This is a genomic window from Pseudomonas sp. HN2-3, from assembly GCF_020691745.1.
Taxonomy (GTDB): domain Bacteria; phylum Pseudomonadota; class Gammaproteobacteria; order Pseudomonadales; family Pseudomonadaceae; genus Aquipseudomonas; species Aquipseudomonas capeferrum.
Genome location: NZ_CP085704.1, coordinates 4,725,578 through 4,743,950, shown reverse-complemented (window position 1 = coordinate 4,743,950; position 18,373 = coordinate 4,725,578). Strand labels below are relative to the sequence as shown.

The following is an 18,373-nucleotide window of genomic DNA, read 5'->3' as shown; positions in this document are numbered from 1 at the left end:
TTTCCACGACCCGGTCATACCTGATCAGCGAGATCCGCCAACGGGTGGCGCCCTTCCCAGACCTTGGCAAAGTGCGCCTCGACCACCGCCGCCGGTACCTGGGCTACATCCGGCCAGTGCCAGCGCGGCTGATTGTCTTTGTCCAGCAGGCGTGCGCGCACCCCTTCGCTGAAGTCCGGGTGTCGGCAGCAGTTCAGGCTCATGCTGTATTCCATCTGGAAGACCTGCGCCAGCGACAGGTGCCGCGCCCGGCGAATCTGTTCCCAGACCAGGTGCGCCGTCAGCGGGCAGCCTTCGTGCAGCCGTTTGCCGGCTTCGGCCAGCAGCGGGTCATCATGGTATTTCAGGCCCTCCAGTGCCCGCCACGCGGCGGCTGGGTCGGCAACGTCGAGCAACCGATCGATCTCGTCGCGGCGGGGCAGCCACTGCGCTTCGGGCAGCTCGGCGCAGGCGCGGTGCTGTTCGGCCTTGAGCAGGCTGTTCAATTGCAGGGCGGTCTGTTCCTGCCAGTTCAGTTGCAGCAACTCTTCGATCAACGCCTCTTGCTGGTACTCACCCAGGAACCGGTCGGCCAGGCCCAGGTCGAGGGCATCATGGGCGTTGATCGGGGCGCCGGTGAGCCCCAGAAACAACCCGAGCTTGCCTGGCAGGCGGGCCAGGAACCAACTGGCGCCGACGTCGGGGTACAAACCAATGCTGATCTCTGGCATGGCCAGGCGGCTACTGGGGGTGACGATGCGCACGCTGGCGCCTTGCAACAAGCCCATGCCCCCGCCCAGCACATGCCCATGCCCCCAGCACAGCAAGGGTTTGGGGTACGTGTGCAGGGCGAAATCGAGGCGGTATTCTGCGGCGAAGAAGGCGGCGGCCAACGGCGGCACGCTGCCCGGGTGTGCCCGGCAGGCCTGGGCCAGCGCACGCACATCGCCCCCCGCGCAGAACGCCCTGGCGCCGTTGCCGCGCAACAGCACGCAGACGATTTCGGGGTCGCGGGCCCAGGCGTGCAGTTGTTCGCCGAGCACTTCGATCATCCGCAGGTTCAGCGCATTCAGCGCTTTGGGTGCATCCAGGGTGGCGATGCCGATGCCGGCGCCATCGGCACCGGTGAGTACCTCGCAATGAATGGACATGGACTACCTCTCGCAGGTCATGGCTCAAGTATGGCCTGCCTGGGCGATCATGCCGGTCGTCGGTCGGATCGTTTGACAAGCGGGAGTGGCTTACCTAGTGTCGCGCCATTGTTTACGGATGGCCCCATGACTGACGACGATCGCATCAAACTCGAACCCAGCTGGAAAGCCGCATTGCGCGACGAATTCGACCAGCCCTACATGCATCAGCTGCGTGAATTCCTGCGTCAGGAGCACGCAGCCGGCAAGGAAATCTACCCACCGGGCCCGCTGATCTTCAATGCGCTCAATTCGACGCCGCTGCCGCAGGTCAAGGTGGTGATCCTCGGCCAGGACCCTTATCACGGCCCCGGGCAGGCCCATGGCCTGTGCTTCTCGGTGCAGCCCGGCATTGCCACGCCGCCGTCGCTGGTTAATATCTACAAGGAGCTGCAACGCGACCTGAACATCCCGATCGCCAGCCACGGCTATTTGCAGAGCTGGGCCGAGCAGGGCGTGCTGCTGCTCAACACGACCATGACCGTGGAGCGTGCCAATGCGGCTTCGCATGCCAAGAAAGGCTGGGAGTTCTTTACCGACCGCGTCATACAGGTGGTCAGCGAGCAGTGCCCGAACGTGGTGTTCCTGCTGTGGGGCGCGCATGCCCAGGGCAAGCAGAAGCTGATCGACGGCACCAAGCACCTGGTGCTCAAGTCGGTGCATCCGTCGCCGTTGTCGGCGTACCGTGGGTTTCTCGGCTGCGGGCATTTCAGCCGGGCCAATGGCTTCCTTGAACAGCGCGGGTTGGCACCGATCAACTGGGCCTTGCCGCCGCTGTGACAGACCGCATCACCTCCCTCGCGGGTTGATGCGTATTTCAGCTTTGCCCAGCATTCCAGAGCCGGAACAACGGCTCTGCCAGAAACAGCACGAACAGCAAGCGCATCACCTGCAACGCCGTCACCAGCGGCACCGACAACTGCAGGGTTTCGGCTGTCAGGCTCATCTCGGCAATCCCGCCCGGCATCATCCCCAGCGTCAACGAGCGCAGGTCCAGTGCGGTCATCACGCTCAATGCCCAGGCGGCACTGGCGGCGATCAGCATGCACAAGGCCGTGGCCACCAGGGTACGCCCCAGGAACGACGGTGCCCGGCGGAAGAACGCACGGTTGAAGTGACATGCCAGCCCGCTGCCGATCAACCACTGGCCGACTTGGCTGGCACCCTCGGGCAGGGCGATCTGCAGGTTGCCGGCAAGGCTTACCGTGGCCGCCACCAGCAAGGGGCCGAACAGCCAGGGGTTGGGCTGGCGCAGGCGTTGCCAGAGCAGCGCCACGGCAATGCCCAGCGGTGCGATCAACGCCAGCCAGCCCCAGCTGACGCTGCCCGCGTGGTTCAGCGCCACCCCGTCACCCAGCAGCAACTTGAACAGCGCGGGCACGCACAGCACCACTGCCAGCACCCGCAAGCTCTGCGCTGCGGCGACCTGGCTGAGCACTGCGCCGTTGCGCGCCCCCAGGTTGACCATCTCCCCCGACCCACCCGGCATGCTGGCGAAGAAGGCGGTCGCGCGGTCCTCGCCGGTGCGGCGCAGCAACCACACGCTGATGACGCTGGACAGGGTAGTGAACAGCGCGCCAAAGAAGATCAGCGCAAAGTGGCTGGCCACCTGCTCGATAACCGCCGGGGTGAAGTGCAGGCCGATGCCGATGCCGATGATCCATTGCCCGCATTTGCGGCCATGGGGGATTTCCGAAAGTTGCCAGGGCGTCAGGCAGCGCACCAGGATGATCGCCAGCAACGAGCCGACCATCCAGGGCAAAGGCCAGCCGACCCGGCTGGCGAGATACCCGCCAGCAAGGCCGACCAGCCCGGTAGCCCAGTACAGCGGCAACGACCGATCAGGCATCAGCCATGGCCCGGCGTTGCTGGCTGCGCTTGCGCCAGATACGCAGCAGCGGCAGGCAGAGCATGCAGCCCACCAATACCCAGACACCCAGGCTGATCGGGCTCGACCAGAGGATGCCCAGCTCACCGTTGGAGATCGACAGCGCACGTCGCAGGTTCTGTTCCATCAGCCCGCCGAGGATGAAACCGAGCAGGATCGGCGACAGCGGGAAGTCCAGCTTACGCAGGATATAGCCCATGATGCCGATGCCGACCATCAGGAACAGGTCGAAGGTGGTGGCATGCACGGCGTACACGCCGATCGCGGTGATGATCGCGATGACCGGCACCAGCGCCCAGTTCGGTACCGCAAGGATGCGGGTGAAGATGCGGATCATCGGGATGTTGAGGATCACCAGCATGATGTTGGCGATGAACAACGAGGCGATCAGGCCCCAGACGATGTCGGGCTGCTGCTCGAACAGCAGTGGGCCGGGGGTGATGTTGTACAGGGTCAGTGCACCGATCATCACTGCCGTGGTACCTGAGCCTGGCACACCCAGGGTCAGCATCGGTACCAGGGCGCCGCAGCAGGACGCACCGATGGCGGTTTCCGGGGCGGCCAGGCCGCGGGCATCGCCCTTGCCGAACGTGCCGCTTTCGCCGGCGATACGCTTCTCGGTCATGTAGGCCACGGCACTGGCCAGGGTGGCGCCAGCGCCCGGCAGCACGCCCATGATGAAGCCGAGCAGGCCGCAGCGGATGTTGACCACGAACACCGAGGCGGCTTCCTTGAAGTTGAACAGCATGCGCCCGGTGGCCTTGACTGCCTGGTGGCCATGGTGGGTCTTTTCCAGCAGCAGGAGGATTTCGCTGACCGAGAACAGCCCCAGCACCAGCACCACGAACTGGATGCCGTCTGCCAGGTGCACGCTGTCACCGGTGAAGCGGTACACGCCGCTGTTGGCATCGATGCCGACTGCCGACAGGAACAGGCCGATCAGTGCGGCGATGAAGGTTTTCAATGGCTTGTCGCCGGCCATGCCGCCCAGGGCGACGATGGCGAACACCATCAGCACGAAGTACTCGGCCGGGCCGAAGGCGATGGCCCATTTCGCCAACAGCGGGGCGAACAGCACCATGCCGCAGGTGGCGATGAAGGCGCCGATGAACGAACTCCAGGCAGACAGCGACAGCGCCACGCCGGCCAGGCCCTGACGGGCCATCGGGTAGCCGTCGAGGGTGGTCATCACGGTCGAAGCTTCGCCCGGGATGTTCAGCAGGATCGAGCTGATGCGCCCGCCGTATTCACAGCCCAGGTAAACCGCGGCCAGCAGGATCAGTGCCGACTCAGGGGGCAGGCCCAGGGCAAAAGCGATGGGGATCAGCAGCGCCACGCCGTTGATCGGGCCCAGGCCCGGCAACAGTCCGACCACGGTGCCGATCAGGGTGCCACAGAGGGCGGTGACCAGGTTGTACGGGCTCAGGGCGACGCCAAAGCCCTGGCCCAGATAGCTCAAGGTATCCATGTGTCAGTTCTCCAGTACGCTCAGCAGGCCAAGGGGCAGGGGCACGTCCATGACGCGGTCGAACAGCCAGTAGAGGAACAGGCTCATGCCGACCACTACGATGGCGCTGTGCAACCAGCGCCCGCCGTACAGCCGGGCCATCGGCAGGCCGACCAGGATCGCGCTGAGGATGAAGCCCAGGGCTTCGAAGGTGGCAGCGAAGACGACCAGCAGGCCGACACAGGCGGCGATCTTGATCAGGGTTTCGCGGTCCAGTTCGGGTTCGTCGTCCTTGCGCACGATCGGCGTGGGGCGGATCACCAGGTACAGCAGGCCCAGGCCCATCAGGCCGAGCATCAACAGCGGGTAGGCGCGCGGGCCAACCGGCTCGTAGGAAAACGCAGCCTGGTACGGCCAGGCCATCACGGCCAGGGCGGCGCAGACGGCCAGCAAGGCCAGGGCGAAGAGACGTTGCAGGATCATCGGGAATCCTCGTTTTTATTGTGAACAGCGCGGCCTTTGTGGGAGCGGGCTTGCCCGCGAACACCGGCAAAGCCGGTGCCATGCATCGCGGGGCAAGCCCGCTCCCACAAGGGCGGTGACAGGTCGTTAGGCCTTACTGGATCAGGCCGAATTCCTTGGCCAGTGCCTTGTAGTCAGCCACCTGCTTCTTCACATAGCCGTCCAGCTCTTCACCGGTCATGGCGAACGGGAACAGCTCGCGCTGGTCACGCAACGTGGCGAAGTCTTCGGAGGCCAGCATCTTGTCGAACGAGGCTTTCCACCAGGCGTAGTCTTCGTCGCTCACCTTCGGCCCGAGGTAGAAGCCGCGTACTACCGGCCAGACGATGTCGTAGCCCTGCTCCTTGGCGGTGGGGATGTCTTTCATCTCCGGCTCGTCCAGGCGGTTCTCGGAGAACACCGCGAGGATGCGCATGTTGCCGCTCTGGATGTGCGGCATGGAGTCGGAGATGTCGGTGGAGCCCACCTGGATATGCCCGCCCAGCAGCGCGGTGGCAATTTCGCCGCCGCCTTCCAGGGCCACGTAGCGCAGGTCACGCGGGTTGATACCGGCGGCCTTGGCGATCAGTGCGGTCTGCATCCAGTCCTGGCTGCCGACGGTGCCGCCAGAGCCGATCACCACCTTGCCCGGGTCTTTTTTCAGCGCGGCGACCAGGTCGTCGAGGGTCTTGTAGGGCGAATCGCTTTTCACGGCGATGGCCCCGTAGCTGGTGCCGACCGCTGCCAGCCATTTCACCGCGCTCTCGTCGAAGCGGCCGAACTTGCCCTGGGCCAGGTTCAACAGCGAGCCGCTCGACCAGGCCACCAGGGTGCCGGCATCACCTGGGCGCTGGGCCACCACGGCGTTGTAGGCCACAGCCCCGACACCGCCGGGCATGTAGGTGACGCGCATGGGCTTGCTGAGGATTTTCTCCTGCACCAGCGCGCTTTGCACCAGCTTGCAGGTCAGGTCGAAGCCACCACCCGGCGAGGCGGGGGCGATGCATTCGGGGCGTTTCGGTTCGGCGGCGAGGGCATTGCCGGCCAGCAGCAGGCAGCCGGTAGCGAGGACGAGGCGGCGCAGTGAAAAGGTCATCGTCAATCTCCGTGAGCGTTGTTGTTATTGGGTTACCACAGGGCCACGCTGTAGCTCACCAGCAGCCGCACTTCGTCGGCGTCGCGGGCAAAATTCGAGCGGAAGGTGGCATTGCGCAAACGCACGGCGACGTTTTTCAACGGGCCGCTTTGTACCACGTACTTGAACTCGGTGTTGCGCTCCCACTCCTTGCCCTCGCTGCCATCGGCGCGGCTGACGTTGTCGCCGCTGATGTAACGGGTCATGAAGGTCAGGCCGGGGATGCCCAGGGCGGCGAAGTTGTAGTCGTAGCGCATCTGCCAGGAATGCTCGTCGGCCCCGGCGAAATCGTTGATCTGCACGAAGTTGACCAGGTACGGGTCGGCGCCGTCGATGTAGGGGAAGGCGCTGTCACCGGACAGGTGCTGGTAGGCGGCGCTGACCTTGTGCCCGCCCAGGGCGTAGCTGAGCATGCCGTTGACGGTGGTGTTGTCGATATTGCCGGCCTTGGCCTGGCCTTGGTCATCACTCACCGCCAGGCGCAGGTCGGCGCCGAAGGTGCCTGGGCCCCACGGCTGGGTGGCGACCATGCCCAGGAAGTGCTGGCGGTAGATGTCGTCGAGCTGGGCGAAGTGGTAGCTGCCGGTGATGCGATCGGTGAACTGGTAATCAAGGCCTGCAAGGTCCAGGTTGTCGGCCGAGAAGGTGCCACCGAAGCGGCCGTTCTTGTTGTTGAGCGCGAGGTCTTCCCAGTTGGTGTCGTTGCGGTCCTTGGCCTTTTCCAGGCGCCCACCGGTGAAGGTCAGGTGGCTGATCTCTTTCGAGGTGAGCAGGCCGCCTTCGAAGGTTTGCGGCAGAATGCGCCCGTCGTTGGGCTGCAGGGTCGGCAGTTCCGGGATCAGCGTGCCGACTTTCAGTTCGGTCTTGGACACCTTGATCTTGCCGGTCAGGCCGAGCTTGGAGTACTCGTCGGCAGCCTTGCCGTCGTCATGGGTCGGCAGCAGGCCGGTGTCGGTGCGGTCGGGGCTGGAGTCGAGCTTGATGCCGAGCATGCCCAGCGCATCCAGGCCAAAGCCCACGGTGCCATCGGTGTAGCCGGACTCGAAGTTGAGGATGAAGCCCTGGGCCCATTCGTCGCGCTTGGATTGCTGCGCGCTGGTGCCGTCGCGAAAGTCGCGGTTGAAGTACATGTTGCGGGTTTCGAAGGTCGCCGTGCTGTCTTCGAAGAAGGCCGCCTGGCTCAGCGGTGCGACACCGGCAAGGGCAACGGCGCTGGCGATGGCGGAGGGGCGTGCGGCAAAGGAACGGGTAGGCGCGAACGCCTGCGGCTGCGATGACAGCATCGAGATGGCTCCGTTTATTGTTCTTATTGGTTGCACCTTGCTGGTGCTTTTTTCGGCGCGCGGGGCGACCGTAGTGCGATGCTAGGTCGCCAACCTTTCGCTAACCTTTCAACGAGAAAGGTTTGTTACAAGGGGCTTCACAGGCGGGTCTACAGCGGTACACTCCGCGCCACCGCCCCACCCGAGCAGGGAGAAACCGATGCGTGTGCTGTTGGTCGAAGACCACCTGCAACTGGCCGAAAGCGTGGCCCAGGCCTTGAAAAGCCACGGCTTGACCGTGGATGTACTGCATGACGGCGTGGCTGCCGACCTGGCCCTGGCCAGTGAGGAATATGCGGTTGCCGTGCTCGATGTCGGCTTGCCGCGCATGGATGGCTTCGAGGTGCTGGCGCGCCTGCGCGGGCGCGGCAAGACCCTGCCGGTGCTGATGCTGACCGCGCGCAGTGACGTCAAGGACCGGGTTCACGGGCTGAACCTGGGCGCTGACGATTACCTCGCCAAGCCCTTCGAACTGACCGAGCTGGAAGCACGGGTCAAGGCCTTGCTGCGCCGTAGCGTGCTCGGTGGCGAGCGCCAGCAGCGCTGCGGGCCGTTGGTGTACGACCTGGACACCCGGCGCTTCAGCCTCGGCGAAGACAACCTGACCCTGACCTCACGTGAGCAGAGCGTGCTTGAAGCGCTGATCGCACGCCCAGGCCGGGTCATGAGCAAGGAGCAACTGGCCGCCCAGGTGTTTGGCCTGGACGAGGAGGCCAGCCCCGATGCCATCGAAATCTATATCCACCGCCTGCGCAAGAAACTCGACGGCCACCCGGTGGCCATCGTGACCTTCCGTGGCCTGGGCTACCTGCTCGAGCATCGCGATGCGTGACAACGGCAGCCTGCGTGGGCGGCTGCTGGGCAACCTGGCACTGCTGCTGGTGGTGCTGATGCTGGCCAGCGGCCTGAGCGCCTACTGGAACGGCCGCGAAGCCGCCGACACGGCGTACGACCGGACCTTGCTGGCCTCGGCGCGGACCATCGCCGCAGGCTTGTCGCAACGCGATGGCTCGTTGAGCGCGGATGTGCCCTACGTGGCCCTGGACACGTTCGCGTACGACAGTGCCGGGCGCATCTACTACCAGGTACTGGACATCAAGCAGCGGTTGATTTCCGGCTACGAGAATTTGCCAGCACCGCCGCCGGGCACGCCGCGCACGGATGACTACCCGGCGCTGGCGCGTTTCTACAATGCGACCTACCTCGGCCAAGACGTGCGTGTGGTCAGCCTGCTCAAGCCGGTCAGCGAGCCGAACATGAACGGCATGGCGGAAATTCGCGTGGCCGAGACCGAGGAGGCGCGCGTGCGCATGGCGCGGGGGTTGATGGCTGACACCCTGCTGCGCCTGGGCATGCTGGCGCTGGGCGCCTTGGTGATGGTGTGGTTTGCCATCAGTGCGGCGCTACGCCCGCTGGAGCGCCTGCGCACCGCCGTGGAAGAGCGTCAGCCCGACGACCTGCGGGCCTTGCCTGTGGTCCAGGTGCAGCGCGAACTTGGCCCGCTGGTGCGTGCCTTGAACCATTTCACCGAGCGCTTGCGCGGCCAGTTCGAACGTCAGGCGCAGTTCATCGCCGACGCCGCCCACGAATTGCGTACCCCCCTGGCGGCGCTCAAGGCACGGGTCGAGTTGGGCTTGCGCGCGTCCGAGCCCGAGCAGTGGCGCCAGACCCTGGAGTCCGCAGCCCAGGGCACCGACCGCCTGACGCACCTGGCCAACCAGTTGTTGTCTCTGGCGCGGGTCGAGAATGGTGCCAGGGCGATTGCCGAAGGTGGCGCGCAGCGCCTGGACCTTAGCCAACTGGCCCGCGAACTGGGCATGGCCATGGCGCCGCTGGCCCACAAACGCGGGGTGGCGCTGGCCCTGGAGGCCGAGGCGCCGGTCTGGCTCAAGGGCGAGCCGACCTTGCTCAACGAGCTGTTGAGCAACCTGGTGGATAACGCCCTGGCGCATACCCCGGCCGGTGGCAACGTGATCTTGCGGGTGGTGGCGCCGGCGGTGCTGGAAGTCGAGGATGATGGCCCGGGTATTCCCGAGGAGGAGCGCGAACGGGTGTTCGAGCGCTTCTACCGCCGCAGTGCCCAGGGCAGTGGGCTTGGGCTGGCCATTGTCGGCGAGATCTGCCGCGCGCACTTGGCGCAGATCAGCCTGCACGATGGGCAAAAGGGCGGCTTGCGGGTGCGCGTGAGCTTTATCGCCGATTGAGTCTGCAACCGCTGGGCCTCAAGGAGGCCCCGGCGCCATCAGCGCAACAGGCTCCGCGCCTCAAGCAACTCTTCCACCTCAAGCTCGGTGCCGAACGGCAGCCCCAGGTGGCGGTACGCCGGCAGTGCCGCCAACGGCCGGCTGCGCCCCCGCTGGCTGATGCAACGGGCGATCTGCACGACGTCGATGTAATCGACCTTGTCGGTCTGCCGGTCAAGGTCCTGAACCTGGCTTGGCAGGTTGACCAACTGCTCGGGAAACTCCCATGCCTTGAGGATCTTGTCGCCCAGCGCCGGCTGGATCTGCTCGATCACGTAATGCAGGCAGACCGGGTCGGAGAGCAGCTCGTTGTGTTCCTCGGCGTAAATCAGTACCGGCAGCGCACCGATCTGGTTGACCAGCCCGCCGAGGGTGGCCTGGTCTGGTTTCAGGTGGGTGTAGCGGCGGCTTATTTCATAGCTGATACCTGCAACTTCCAGGCTGTTTGCCCAGATATCGCGCAGTTTTTGCTCAACGGCTGGCGAGCGGGCATGGAAGATCTGCTCGATCACCAGGCCGATGGCCAGGTTGCAGCTGTAGTTGATGCCCAGGCGGGTGATTGCAGTGTGCAGGTCGGTGACCTCTACCGCGGCACGCAGCAGTGGGCTGTTGACCACTTTGATCAGCCGCGCCGAGAGGGCTGCGTCGCGGCCGATCACCTTGCTCAAGGCCGACACACTGATCTCGCTGTCCTCGGCCGCCTCGCGGATGCTCAAGGCAACCTCGGGGAGGGTGGGCAGGACCAGGTCATCCTTTTCGATGGCCTCAAGCAGTTGTGCTTGAACCATCTCGGCCAGCTTGTTCATGGACTTCTCTACCGCAGTGGTGGTGCGGCCCCGTCACGCGGACGGGGCAGGCTGGTCAGCGCTGGATTTCCCGGTCGCGGTCCAGTTCGTAGGGCAGGCTCAGCACGTGCAGGCGTGGCCCTTCCAGGCTGCCCAGGTGCAGGTTGTCATCGTTCACCGCATCGGCGCTGAGCACCGCGAGCAACTCACAACCTACACCGGTGCTGGCAGCAATCACCACTTCACCGACCGACGAGCCATGGGTTGGCGAGAAGATCTCGGCACCGGGCGCGGGGATGGCCTGCTGGTCGAGCGCCAGGCGGTACTGACGGCGCTTGAGCTTGCCCAGGTACTGCATGCGGGCGACGATTTCCTGGCCGGTGTAGCAGCCCTTCTTGAAGCTGACACCGTCGACGGCCTGCAGGTTGATCATCTGCGGGATGAACAGTTCACGGGTAGGGCCCATGACCTGGCCGATGCCGGCGCGAACCTGGCCCAGCAGCCAATCATTGAGGCTGCCTTCGGGCAAGCTGGCGGCAAGTGTTGCGGACACTGCGCTGGATTGCTCGGCCGGTGCCCACAGTTCAACCCGGCCCGCCGACACGGCAATGGCGATCAGGCCCGCGTGGCGCACGGTTGCGCCCGCCTCGGTGGGTGGCGTCACACCCAGTGCCAGCAGCGCTGCATCGCCGCCCTGCAGGCCAAAGCGTGCCCAGGCGGCGCTTTCGTCGCTGAGGGTGGCTTTGGAGAACACGGCATACTTCTTCAGGTCGGCCAACTGCGCGTCGAGCAGTTCGCTGGCCATGGCCAGCAGGTAGCCGTTGCCTTCCGGCACGATGCGAAAACTCGACTGCATGCGCCCCTTGACCATGCAGCGGGCGCCGAGGCTGGCATGTTCCTGGCTGAGGTAGTTGATGTTGCAGGTCAGCTGGCCCTGCAGGAACTTGCCTGCGTCGGAGCCGCGGACGGCGAGGATGCCCTCGTGGGACAGAGGGCTGAAGAAAGCGGAATCGGCCATGGGTCATCGCGGTGGCTTAAAGACTGGCGGCCATCATAGAACGCCAGTAACAAAATAGGTAGGTGACTAGACCAACGCCCTGTGCCGCTTCGCTCGCCTGGCTGTATACTGGCGGGCCATTCGAGGAGGGCCCCATGGTCGAACAAACTGAACTCAACCGGCTTTTCTGGCACAGCCGTCGCGGCATGCTGGAACTGGACGTACTGCTGGTGCCTTTCACCCAGGAAGTCTACGCCACCCTCAACGAAGCCGACCGTGAGCTCTATGTGCGCCTGTTGAGCTGCGAGGATCAGGACATGTTCGGCTGGTTCATGGAGCGCACCGAGTCTGAAGACCCGGAGTTGCAGCGCATGGTCCGCATCATCCTGGACCGTGTCCAGCCCAAGTGAGTTTTTCCAGAGCCGTTGGCAGGGCTCGCGCCTGCTGCTGACGGCCTACCTGAGTTGCCAGGTGCTGGCGCTGCTTACCGTGTGGGTGAGTGCGTTGCCCTGGTGGCTGTCCCTTGCTGTTGCTGCCGCCTGCATTGCCCACGCCAGTTGGGCCATCCCCCGACGTATTCTGTTGACGCATGATCATGCCGTTGTGGGCGTGCGCCGTGATGCGCGTGGCTGGCAGGTACTGAGCCGTGCCCGAGGCTGGCAGCCGGTGCGCTTGTGCCGCGATAGCGTGGCGGTGCCGGGGCTGGTGGTGCTGCGCTTTGTGCGGGAGGGGGGCTGGTTGGGGGAAAGTCAATGCATACCGCCGGATGCGCTGGGGGCTGATGAGCACCGGCGGTTGCGGGTACGGCTGAAATTCAGCCGGCGCAGGTGGGGGCAGGCAAGCCAGGTATAGATCGAAACGACGCAGGCCTTTTCGCAGGGTTACCCGCGAAAAGGCCGGCATGGTTTTCAGAACGGGCTGAGGATGGTGTCCTTCCCCTCGTCCAGCATCCCTGGATAATCCAGCGTGTAATGCAAACCACGGCTTTCCTTGCGCTGCATCGCCGAACGAATCATCAGCTCCGCCACCTGGGCCAGGTTGCGCAACTCGATCAGGTCGCGGCTGACCTTGTAGTTGCTGTAGAACTCGTCGATTTCATCAAGCAGCAGGCGGACGCGGTGTTCGGCACGCTGCAGGCGTTTGCTGGTGCGCACGATGCCGACATAGTCCCACATGAAGCGGCGCAGCTCGTCCCAGTTGTGCGCGATGATCACGTCCTCGTCCGAGTCGGTGACCTGGCTTGCATCCCAGCCGGGCAGGGCTTTGGGCATTTCGATCTGGTCCAGGTGCGCCTGGATGTCTGCGGCAGCCGCGCGGCCGTAGACGAAGCACTCGAGCAGCGAATTGCTGGCCATCCGGTTGGCGCCATGCAAACCGGTGAAGCTGGTCTCGCCGATGGCATACAGCCCCGGCACGTCGGTATGGCCGCGGTCGTCGACCACCACCCCGCCGCACGTATAGTGGGCCGCCGGTACCACAGGGATCGGCTGGCGGGTGATGTCGATGCCGAACGTCAGGCAGCGCTCGTACACGGTGGGGAAGTGGCCCTTGATGAACTCGGCCGGCTTGTGGGTGATGTCCAGGTACACGCAGTCCACGCCCAGGCGCTTCATCTCGTGGTCGATGGCGCGGGCCACGATGTCGCGGGGGGCCAGTTCTTCGCGTGGGTCGAAACGCGGCATGAACCGCTCGCCGTTGGGCAGGCGCAACAGGGCGCCTTCGCCGCGCAGGGCTTCGGTGACCAAAAAACTCTTGGCCTGGGGGTGGTACAGGCAGGTCGGATGGAACTGGTTGAATTCAAGGTTGGCCACCCGGCAGCCGGCCCGCCAGGCCATGGCGATACCGTCGCCGCAGGCGCCGTCCGGGTTGCTGGTATACAGGTAGACCTTGGCCGCGCCACCGGTGGCCAGCACGGTGAAGCGCGCACCAAAGGTGTCCACTTCGCCGCTGTTGCGGTTAAGCACATACGCACCCAGGCAGCGCTCGCCGGGCAGGCCCAGGCGGCGCTCGGTAATCAGGTCGACCGCCACGCGCTGCTCCAGCAACTCGATATTCGGGCGTTTTCGGGCCTGGGCCAGCAGGGTGGTGAAGATCGCGGCGCCGGTGGCATCGGCGGCGTGGATGATGCGCCGATGACTGTGGCCGCCTTCGCGGGTCAGGTGGAACTCGAAGCCCCCATCGTCGACGCCGTGCTGCTCGTCCCGGGTAAAGGGCACGCCTTGCTCGATCAGCCATTGGATGGCTTCGCGGCTGTGCTCGACGGTGAAGCGCACAGCGTCTTCATGGCACAGACCGCCGCCGGCATTGAGGGTATCCTCGACATGCGACTGGACGGTGTCGGTGTCGTCCAGCACCGCGGCGACGCCACCTTGGGCCCAGAACGTCGAGCCATTTGACAGGTCGCCCTTGCTGAGCACGGCGACGCGCAGGTGGCTGGGAAGGTTCAGTGCCAGGCTGAGACCGGCGGCACCGCTGCCGATCACCAGGACATCATGTTGGAATTGTTGGCTCATGTCGGGACACTAGTAATCTACGGAAGGGGCGCGGCACAATAGTCACGCGCCGATGGCATTGTGAAACTATCGTTAAACCAGGCCGGGTTGCCTTTATAGCAGCCCCGGGTGGCCAATTTCCATGCCACTTGCCAGCTTGCGGTAACCTTTGTGGGAACTTTCCGACATGGCCGGAAATCCTATGAAGGCTGCCCGCACGCCACATATTGCCGCGGCGACGCAGGGCGGCAGCTCTATTCGGGCTGACACCTGCGTATTCGAAACCTGATTATCGACGTTGCCGGCCGTGTCCGCGCCGCGTCTTCCGTGCGAGCCGACCAAGGGCTGCAGGAAACTTGCTTGGAGGGGAGAACTTTTGCGCAAAGCCCGAGTCTATGTTTGCAAGCCTGAACGATGGCTGTTGCAACGCTCCTTCGAGTTCACTGAGGAGTGTTCATGCTAACCCAGGAAGAGGATCAGCAGCTTGTCGAGCGCGTACAGCGTGGAGACAGGCGAGCGTTCGATCTGTTGGTGCTGAAGTATCAGCACAAGATTCTCGGGTTGATCGTGCGGTTCGTTCACGATACCCACGAGGCCCAGGATGTAGCGCAGGAAGCCTTTATCAAGGCCTACCGTGCGCTTGGCAATTTCCGCGGAGACAGTGCGTTTTATACCTGGCTGTACCGCATCGCCATCAACACGGCGAAGAACTATCTGGTGTCCCGTGGAAGACGGCCACCAGACAGCGATGTCAGCTCCGAGGATGCGGAGTTTTACGACGGCGATCATGGTCTCAAGGATCTCGAGTCCCCAGAGCGCTCGTTGTTGCGGGATGAAATCGAAGGCACTGTCCATCGCACCATCCAGCAGCTGCCCGAAGACCTGCGCACGGCCTTGACCCTGCGTGAGTTCGACGGACTGAGTTACGAAGACATTGCCAGTGTCATGCAATGTCCGGTGGGTACCGTGCGCTCTCGAATCTTCCGCGCTCGGGAGGCCATAGATAAAGCCCTGCAGCCGTTGTTGCAGGAAACCTGAGACAGCGGCTACAGCCAAGAGAGGAACCGCCATGAGTCGTGAAGCGTTGCAGGAATCGCTGTCCGCGGTAATGGATAACGAAGCGGACGAACTGGAATTACGTCGGGTACTGAGTGCCGTCGACGATGCCGAAACCCGTGCCACCTGGTCGCGTTACCAGGTAGCCCGCGCAGCGATGCACAAGGAACTGCTGCTGCCAAACCTCGATATCGCCTCGGCGGTGTCTGCAGCATTGGCCGACGAAGCGGTACCGGCCAAGGTCAAGAAAGGCCCATTGCGCAGCATCGGCCGCTTGGCAGTTGCTGCCTCGGTGACGATCGCAGTGCTGGCGGGTGTACGCATGTACAACCAGGATGAGATCACCGGTGCCGAGCTGGCTTCCCAGCAACCTGCACAGCAGGGGCTGAGCGTGCCACAAGCTCAGGGCCCGGCTGTATTGGCAGGCTATAGTGAAAGCAGTGAGCAACCGACCGGGCCGATGGCCAACGGTGTGCTCCAGAACCAGGCTGGCTGGGATCAGCGTCTGCCAGGCTACCTGCGCCAGCATGCCCAGGAATCTGCGCTCAAGGGCAATGAAACGGCTCTGCCTTATGCCCGCGCCGCCAGCCTGGATAACCCCGTTAAGTAAGGAGGATCATGCGCGCGCTACCTCTCTTGTCGCTGCTGATAGGCAGTTGCATGACGGTGCCAGCGTTGGCGGCCAACTCTTCGCCCGAGGCGAGTGAGTGGCTGAACAAGCTGGCACAGGCCGAGCAAAAGCAGAGCTACCAAGGCTCTTTCATCTACGAACGCAACGGCAGCTTTTCTTCCCACGATATCTGGCACAAGGTTCAGGACGGCAAGGTCAGCGAGCGGCTTCTGCAGCTCGACGGCACCGCCCAGGAAATCGTGCGCGTGGACGGCAAGGTGGCGTGCGTCAGTGGTGCCTTGGTCAGCGGCGTGAAGACGCCGCCCGATGCCGCGCCGCGTGTGCTCGATCCACTCAAGTTGATGGGCTGGTACGACCTGAGTTTGGCGGGCAAGTCTCGTGTCGCCGGGCGCGATGCGGTGATCGTTACGCTCACCCCGCGCGACCAGCACCGTTACGCTTTCGAATTGCATCTGGACCGCCGTACCGGTTTGCCGCTGCGCTCGTTGATGCTCAACGACAAAGGGCAGTTGCTCGAGCGCTTCCAGATGACCCGCCTGGATACCGATGACCTGCCTACCGACGAAGACTTGCGCGCCAGTGCCGCCTGCAAGCCGGTGGAGCATCGCGCCACTACGACGCAAGAAGCGGTCTCTGGCTGGCGTTCGGACTGGCTGCCGCCGGGTTTCGAGTTGGTCAACAGCTCGGTACGCCGCGACGCGGCTCGCAACAGCTCGGTCACCAGCTTGATGTATGACGATGGCCTGGCTCGCGTATCGGTATTCGTCGAACCGGTCAACGACAACTCAGGCATCGACACGCGCGTTCAGTTGGGCCCGACCGTAGCGGTATCGCGCCGTCTCAATACCCCAAAAGGCAAGGTCCTGGTCACCGTGGTCGGTGAAATACCCTTGGGTACCGCAGAGCGCATTGCGCTGTCGATGCGGGCTCAGGATGCCCAGGCGCGGCAATGATGGCGTGCTTTTTCAGGCGGGTTACGGCGTGAGAGACCTGCCTCTGAAATGAAATTTAAGCATTGTCATTTGCATTCTTTCGGTAAATTTTCTATAGGTCAGGCTTCTTGGAGCCTGGCCTTTCCTGCTTGTGCAGGGGCCTTACGCTAACCACGCTCGTTGTGACGGGAGCCGTATGTCAATAACACGCTTGAAACCCTACCTATCGATGTTCGCCGCCGTGCTGATGCTCGGCCAGGTGCTCACCGCCCAGGCCGAGGAAGCCCTGCCGGACTTCACCACGCTGGTCGAGCAAGCCTCGCCGGCCGTGGTCAATATCAGTACCAAGCAGAAGCTGCCGGACCGCCGCATCGCCGCAGGGCAGATGCCGGACCTCGAAGGCTTGCCGCCGATGTTTCGTGAGTTCTTCGAGCGCAACATGCCGCAGCAACCCCGCTCGCCGCGTGGTGATCGCCAGCGCGAAGCGCAGTCGCTGGGCTCGGGCTTCATCATTTCCAGCGATGGCTACGTACTGACCAACAACCATGTGGTGGCCGATGCCGACGAGATCATCGTCCGCCTGTCGGACCGCAGCGAACTGCAGGCCAAGCTGGTCGGCACCGACCCGCGCACCGACGTGGCGCTGCTCAAGGTCGAAGGCAAGAACCTGCCGACCGTCAAGCTGGGTGACTCCGAGAAGCTCAAGGTAGGCGAGTGGGTACTGGCCATCGGTTCGCCGTTTGGCTTCGACCACTCGGTGACCAAAGGCATCGTCAGCGCCAAGGGGCGTACGTTGCCAAACGATACCTATGTGCCGTTCATCCAGACTGACGTGGCCATCAACCCGGGTAACTCCGGTGGCCCGCTGTTCAACATGAATGGCGAGGTCGTGGGTATCAACTCGCAGATCTTCACCCGCTCTGGCGGTTTCATGGGCCTGTCGTTTGCTATCCCGATCGATGTGGCCATCGACGTGTCCAACCAGCTGAAAAAAGACGGCAAGGTCAGCCGTGGCTGGCTGGGCGTGGTCATTCAGGAGGTCAACAAGGACCTGGCTGAATCCTTTGGCCTCGACAAGCCGGCCGGTGCCCTGGTAGCCCAGGTGCTGGAAGACGGCCCGGCAGCCAAGGGTGGCCTGCAGGTGGGTGATGTGATTCTGAGCATGAACGGCCAGCCGATCGTCATGTCGGCCGACCTGCCGCACCTGGTCGGCAGCCTCAAGGATGGTGACAAGGCCAAGCTCGAGATTATCCGTAACGGCAAGCGTCAGAACCTGGACGTCAGCGTCGGCGCACTGCCGGACGATGACGCCGACATCGGTACAGGCGCTGAAGGCAGTGCCGAGCGCAGCAGCAACCGTCTGGGTGTTTCCGTTGCCGATCTGAGCGCCGAGCAGAAGAAAGCTCTGGAACTCAAGGGCGGCGTGGTGATCAAGGAAGTTCAGGATGGCCCGGCAGCGTTGATCGGCCTGCGCCCGGGTGACGTCATCAGCCACCTGAACAACCAGGCAATCGGCTCGGCCAAGGAATTCACCGAGATTGCCAAGGACCTGCCGAAGAACCGTTCGGTGTCCATGCGCGTGCTGCGTCAGGGGCGTGCAAGCTTCATTACCTTCAAGCTGGCTGAATAAGCTGGTCATCGGGTAGGAAAAGGGCAGCCATGGCTGCCCTTTTTCATGAAAATAGACATCGGTCATGTGCTGTACCTACCGCCGGCAAGCCGGCCTTCACCGGTACTACGCCGGTTTCAGGCGTGTTGCTGTCGCTATGGGTGCC

18 protein-coding genes are annotated in these 18,373 nt (G+C 63.9%); 9 read left to right on the top strand and 9 right to left on the bottom strand.

Annotated elements, in window-relative coordinates; genetic code table 11:
- Window positions 1-14: 14 nt before the first annotated feature.
- A complete protein-coding gene (locus LJX93_RS21485; RefSeq protein WP_227696404.1) occupies window positions 15-1,130 on the bottom strand; it encodes an enoyl-CoA hydratase/isomerase family protein in 1,116 nt (371 codons plus the stop codon).
- Between the two features lie 126 nt (window positions 1,131-1,256).
- Here LJX93_RS21485 and ung point away from each other — a divergent pair, with 126 nt between their 5' ends.
- Entirely contained in the window at window positions 1,257-1,949 is a 693-nt protein-coding gene (ung, locus tag LJX93_RS21480) for a uracil-DNA glycosylase (protein ID WP_033702726.1), read from the top strand.
- Window positions 1,950-1,986: 37 nt separating this feature from the next.
- On the opposite strand, the gene LJX93_RS21475 is transcribed toward ung, so the two are convergent.
- The 5 genes from LJX93_RS21475 to LJX93_RS21455 form a co-directional block, all read right to left on the bottom strand.
- Window positions 1,987-3,018 (bottom strand): AbrB family transcriptional regulator, encoded by a 1,032-nt coding sequence (locus LJX93_RS21475; RefSeq protein ID WP_033702725.1) that lies wholly within the window; start codon window positions 3,016-3,018, stop codon window positions 1,987-1,989.
- Complete coding sequence (locus tag LJX93_RS21470) at window positions 3,011-4,525, bottom strand: tripartite tricarboxylate transporter permease (protein WP_047583618.1); 1,515 nt, start codon at window positions 4,523-4,525, stop codon at window positions 3,011-3,013. The genes LJX93_RS21475 and LJX93_RS21470 overlap by 8 nt, the downstream gene beginning before the upstream one ends.
- A 3-nt stretch (window positions 4,526-4,528) precedes the next feature.
- Window positions 4,529-4,987 carry a tripartite tricarboxylate transporter TctB family protein gene (locus LJX93_RS21465; RefSeq protein WP_033702723.1) on the bottom strand — a complete coding sequence of 153 codons (459 nt, stop codon included), beginning with the start codon at window positions 4,985-4,987 and terminating at the stop codon, window positions 4,529-4,531.
- 133 nt (window positions 4,988-5,120) lie between these two features.
- Entirely contained in the window at window positions 5,121-6,101 is a 981-nt protein-coding gene (locus tag LJX93_RS21460) for a Bug family tripartite tricarboxylate transporter substrate binding protein (protein ID WP_033702722.1), read from the bottom strand.
- A 32-nt stretch (window positions 6,102-6,133) separates the two neighbouring features.
- Complete coding sequence (locus LJX93_RS21455) at window positions 6,134-7,423, bottom strand: OprD family porin (protein WP_047583619.1); 1,290 nt, start codon at window positions 7,421-7,423, stop codon at window positions 6,134-6,136.
- A gap of 199 nt (window positions 7,424-7,622) precedes the next feature.
- Here LJX93_RS21455 and LJX93_RS21450 point away from each other — a divergent pair, with 199 nt between their 5' ends.
- Complete coding sequence (locus LJX93_RS21450; RefSeq protein ID WP_027594137.1) at window positions 7,623-8,294, top strand: response regulator; 672 nt, start codon at window positions 7,623-7,625, stop codon at window positions 8,292-8,294.
- Window positions 8,287-9,666 (top strand): sensor histidine kinase, encoded by a 1,380-nt coding sequence (locus LJX93_RS21445; protein WP_033702720.1) that lies wholly within the window; start codon window positions 8,287-8,289, stop codon window positions 9,664-9,666. The genes LJX93_RS21450 and LJX93_RS21445 overlap by 8 nt, the downstream gene beginning before the upstream one ends.
- 38 nt (window positions 9,667-9,704) lie before the next feature.
- On the opposite strand, the gene LJX93_RS21440 is transcribed toward LJX93_RS21445, so the two are convergent.
- Entirely contained in the window at window positions 9,705-10,511 is an 807-nt protein-coding gene (locus LJX93_RS21440; protein WP_047583620.1) for an HDOD domain-containing protein, read from the bottom strand.
- Between the two features lie 55 nt (window positions 10,512-10,566).
- Complete coding sequence (locus LJX93_RS21435; protein ID WP_033702718.1) at window positions 10,567-11,508, bottom strand: YgfZ/GcvT domain-containing protein; 942 nt, start codon at window positions 11,506-11,508, stop codon at window positions 10,567-10,569.
- A 134-nt stretch (window positions 11,509-11,642) separates the two neighbouring features.
- On the opposite strand from LJX93_RS21435, the gene LJX93_RS21430 reads away from it, so the two are divergent.
- Together LJX93_RS21430 and LJX93_RS21425 are read left to right on the top strand one after the other, a co-directional pair.
- Complete coding sequence (locus tag LJX93_RS21430; RefSeq protein WP_027594141.1) at window positions 11,643-11,897, top strand: succinate dehydrogenase assembly factor 2; 255 nt, start codon at window positions 11,643-11,645, stop codon at window positions 11,895-11,897.
- Window positions 11,881-12,339 (top strand): protein YgfX, encoded by a 459-nt coding sequence (locus LJX93_RS21425; RefSeq protein ID WP_047583622.1) that lies wholly within the window; start codon window positions 11,881-11,883, stop codon window positions 12,337-12,339. The genes LJX93_RS21430 and LJX93_RS21425 overlap by 17 nt, the downstream gene beginning before the upstream one ends.
- Window positions 12,340-12,395: 56 nt before the next feature.
- Here LJX93_RS21425 and nadB read toward each other — a convergent pair whose 3' ends face one another.
- Window positions 12,396-14,000: an L-aspartate oxidase gene (nadB, locus tag LJX93_RS21420; RefSeq protein ID WP_227696403.1), complete on the bottom strand. Its 1,605-nt coding sequence runs from the start codon at window positions 13,998-14,000 to the stop codon at window positions 12,396-12,398.
- A gap of 435 nt (window positions 14,001-14,435) precedes the next feature.
- Here nadB and rpoE point away from each other — a divergent pair, with 435 nt between their 5' ends.
- The 4 genes from rpoE to LJX93_RS21400 all read left to right on the top strand — a co-directional run bounded on the left by rpoE (window position 14,436) and on the right by LJX93_RS21400 (window position 18,228).
- Window positions 14,436-15,017: an RNA polymerase sigma factor RpoE gene (rpoE, locus tag LJX93_RS21415; RefSeq protein ID WP_003252049.1), complete on the top strand. Its 582-nt coding sequence runs from the start codon at window positions 14,436-14,438 to the stop codon at window positions 15,015-15,017.
- Window positions 15,018-15,048: 31 nt separating this feature from the next.
- Window positions 15,049-15,645 (top strand): sigma-E factor negative regulatory protein, encoded by a 597-nt coding sequence (locus tag LJX93_RS21410; protein WP_047583623.1) that lies wholly within the window; start codon window positions 15,049-15,051, stop codon window positions 15,643-15,645.
- 8 nt (window positions 15,646-15,653) lie between these two features.
- Window positions 15,654-16,619, top strand: coding sequence for a MucB/RseB C-terminal domain-containing protein (locus LJX93_RS21405; protein WP_156310219.1), 966 nt, complete (start codon window positions 15,654-15,656; stop codon window positions 16,617-16,619).
- Window positions 16,620-16,827: 208 nt separating this feature from the next.
- On the top strand, window positions 16,828-18,228 hold the full coding sequence (locus tag LJX93_RS21400; RefSeq protein WP_371856416.1) for a DegQ family serine endoprotease: 1,401 nt from the start codon (window positions 16,828-16,830) through the stop codon (window positions 18,226-18,228).
- The last annotated feature ends 145 nt before the right edge of the window (window positions 18,229-18,373 follow it).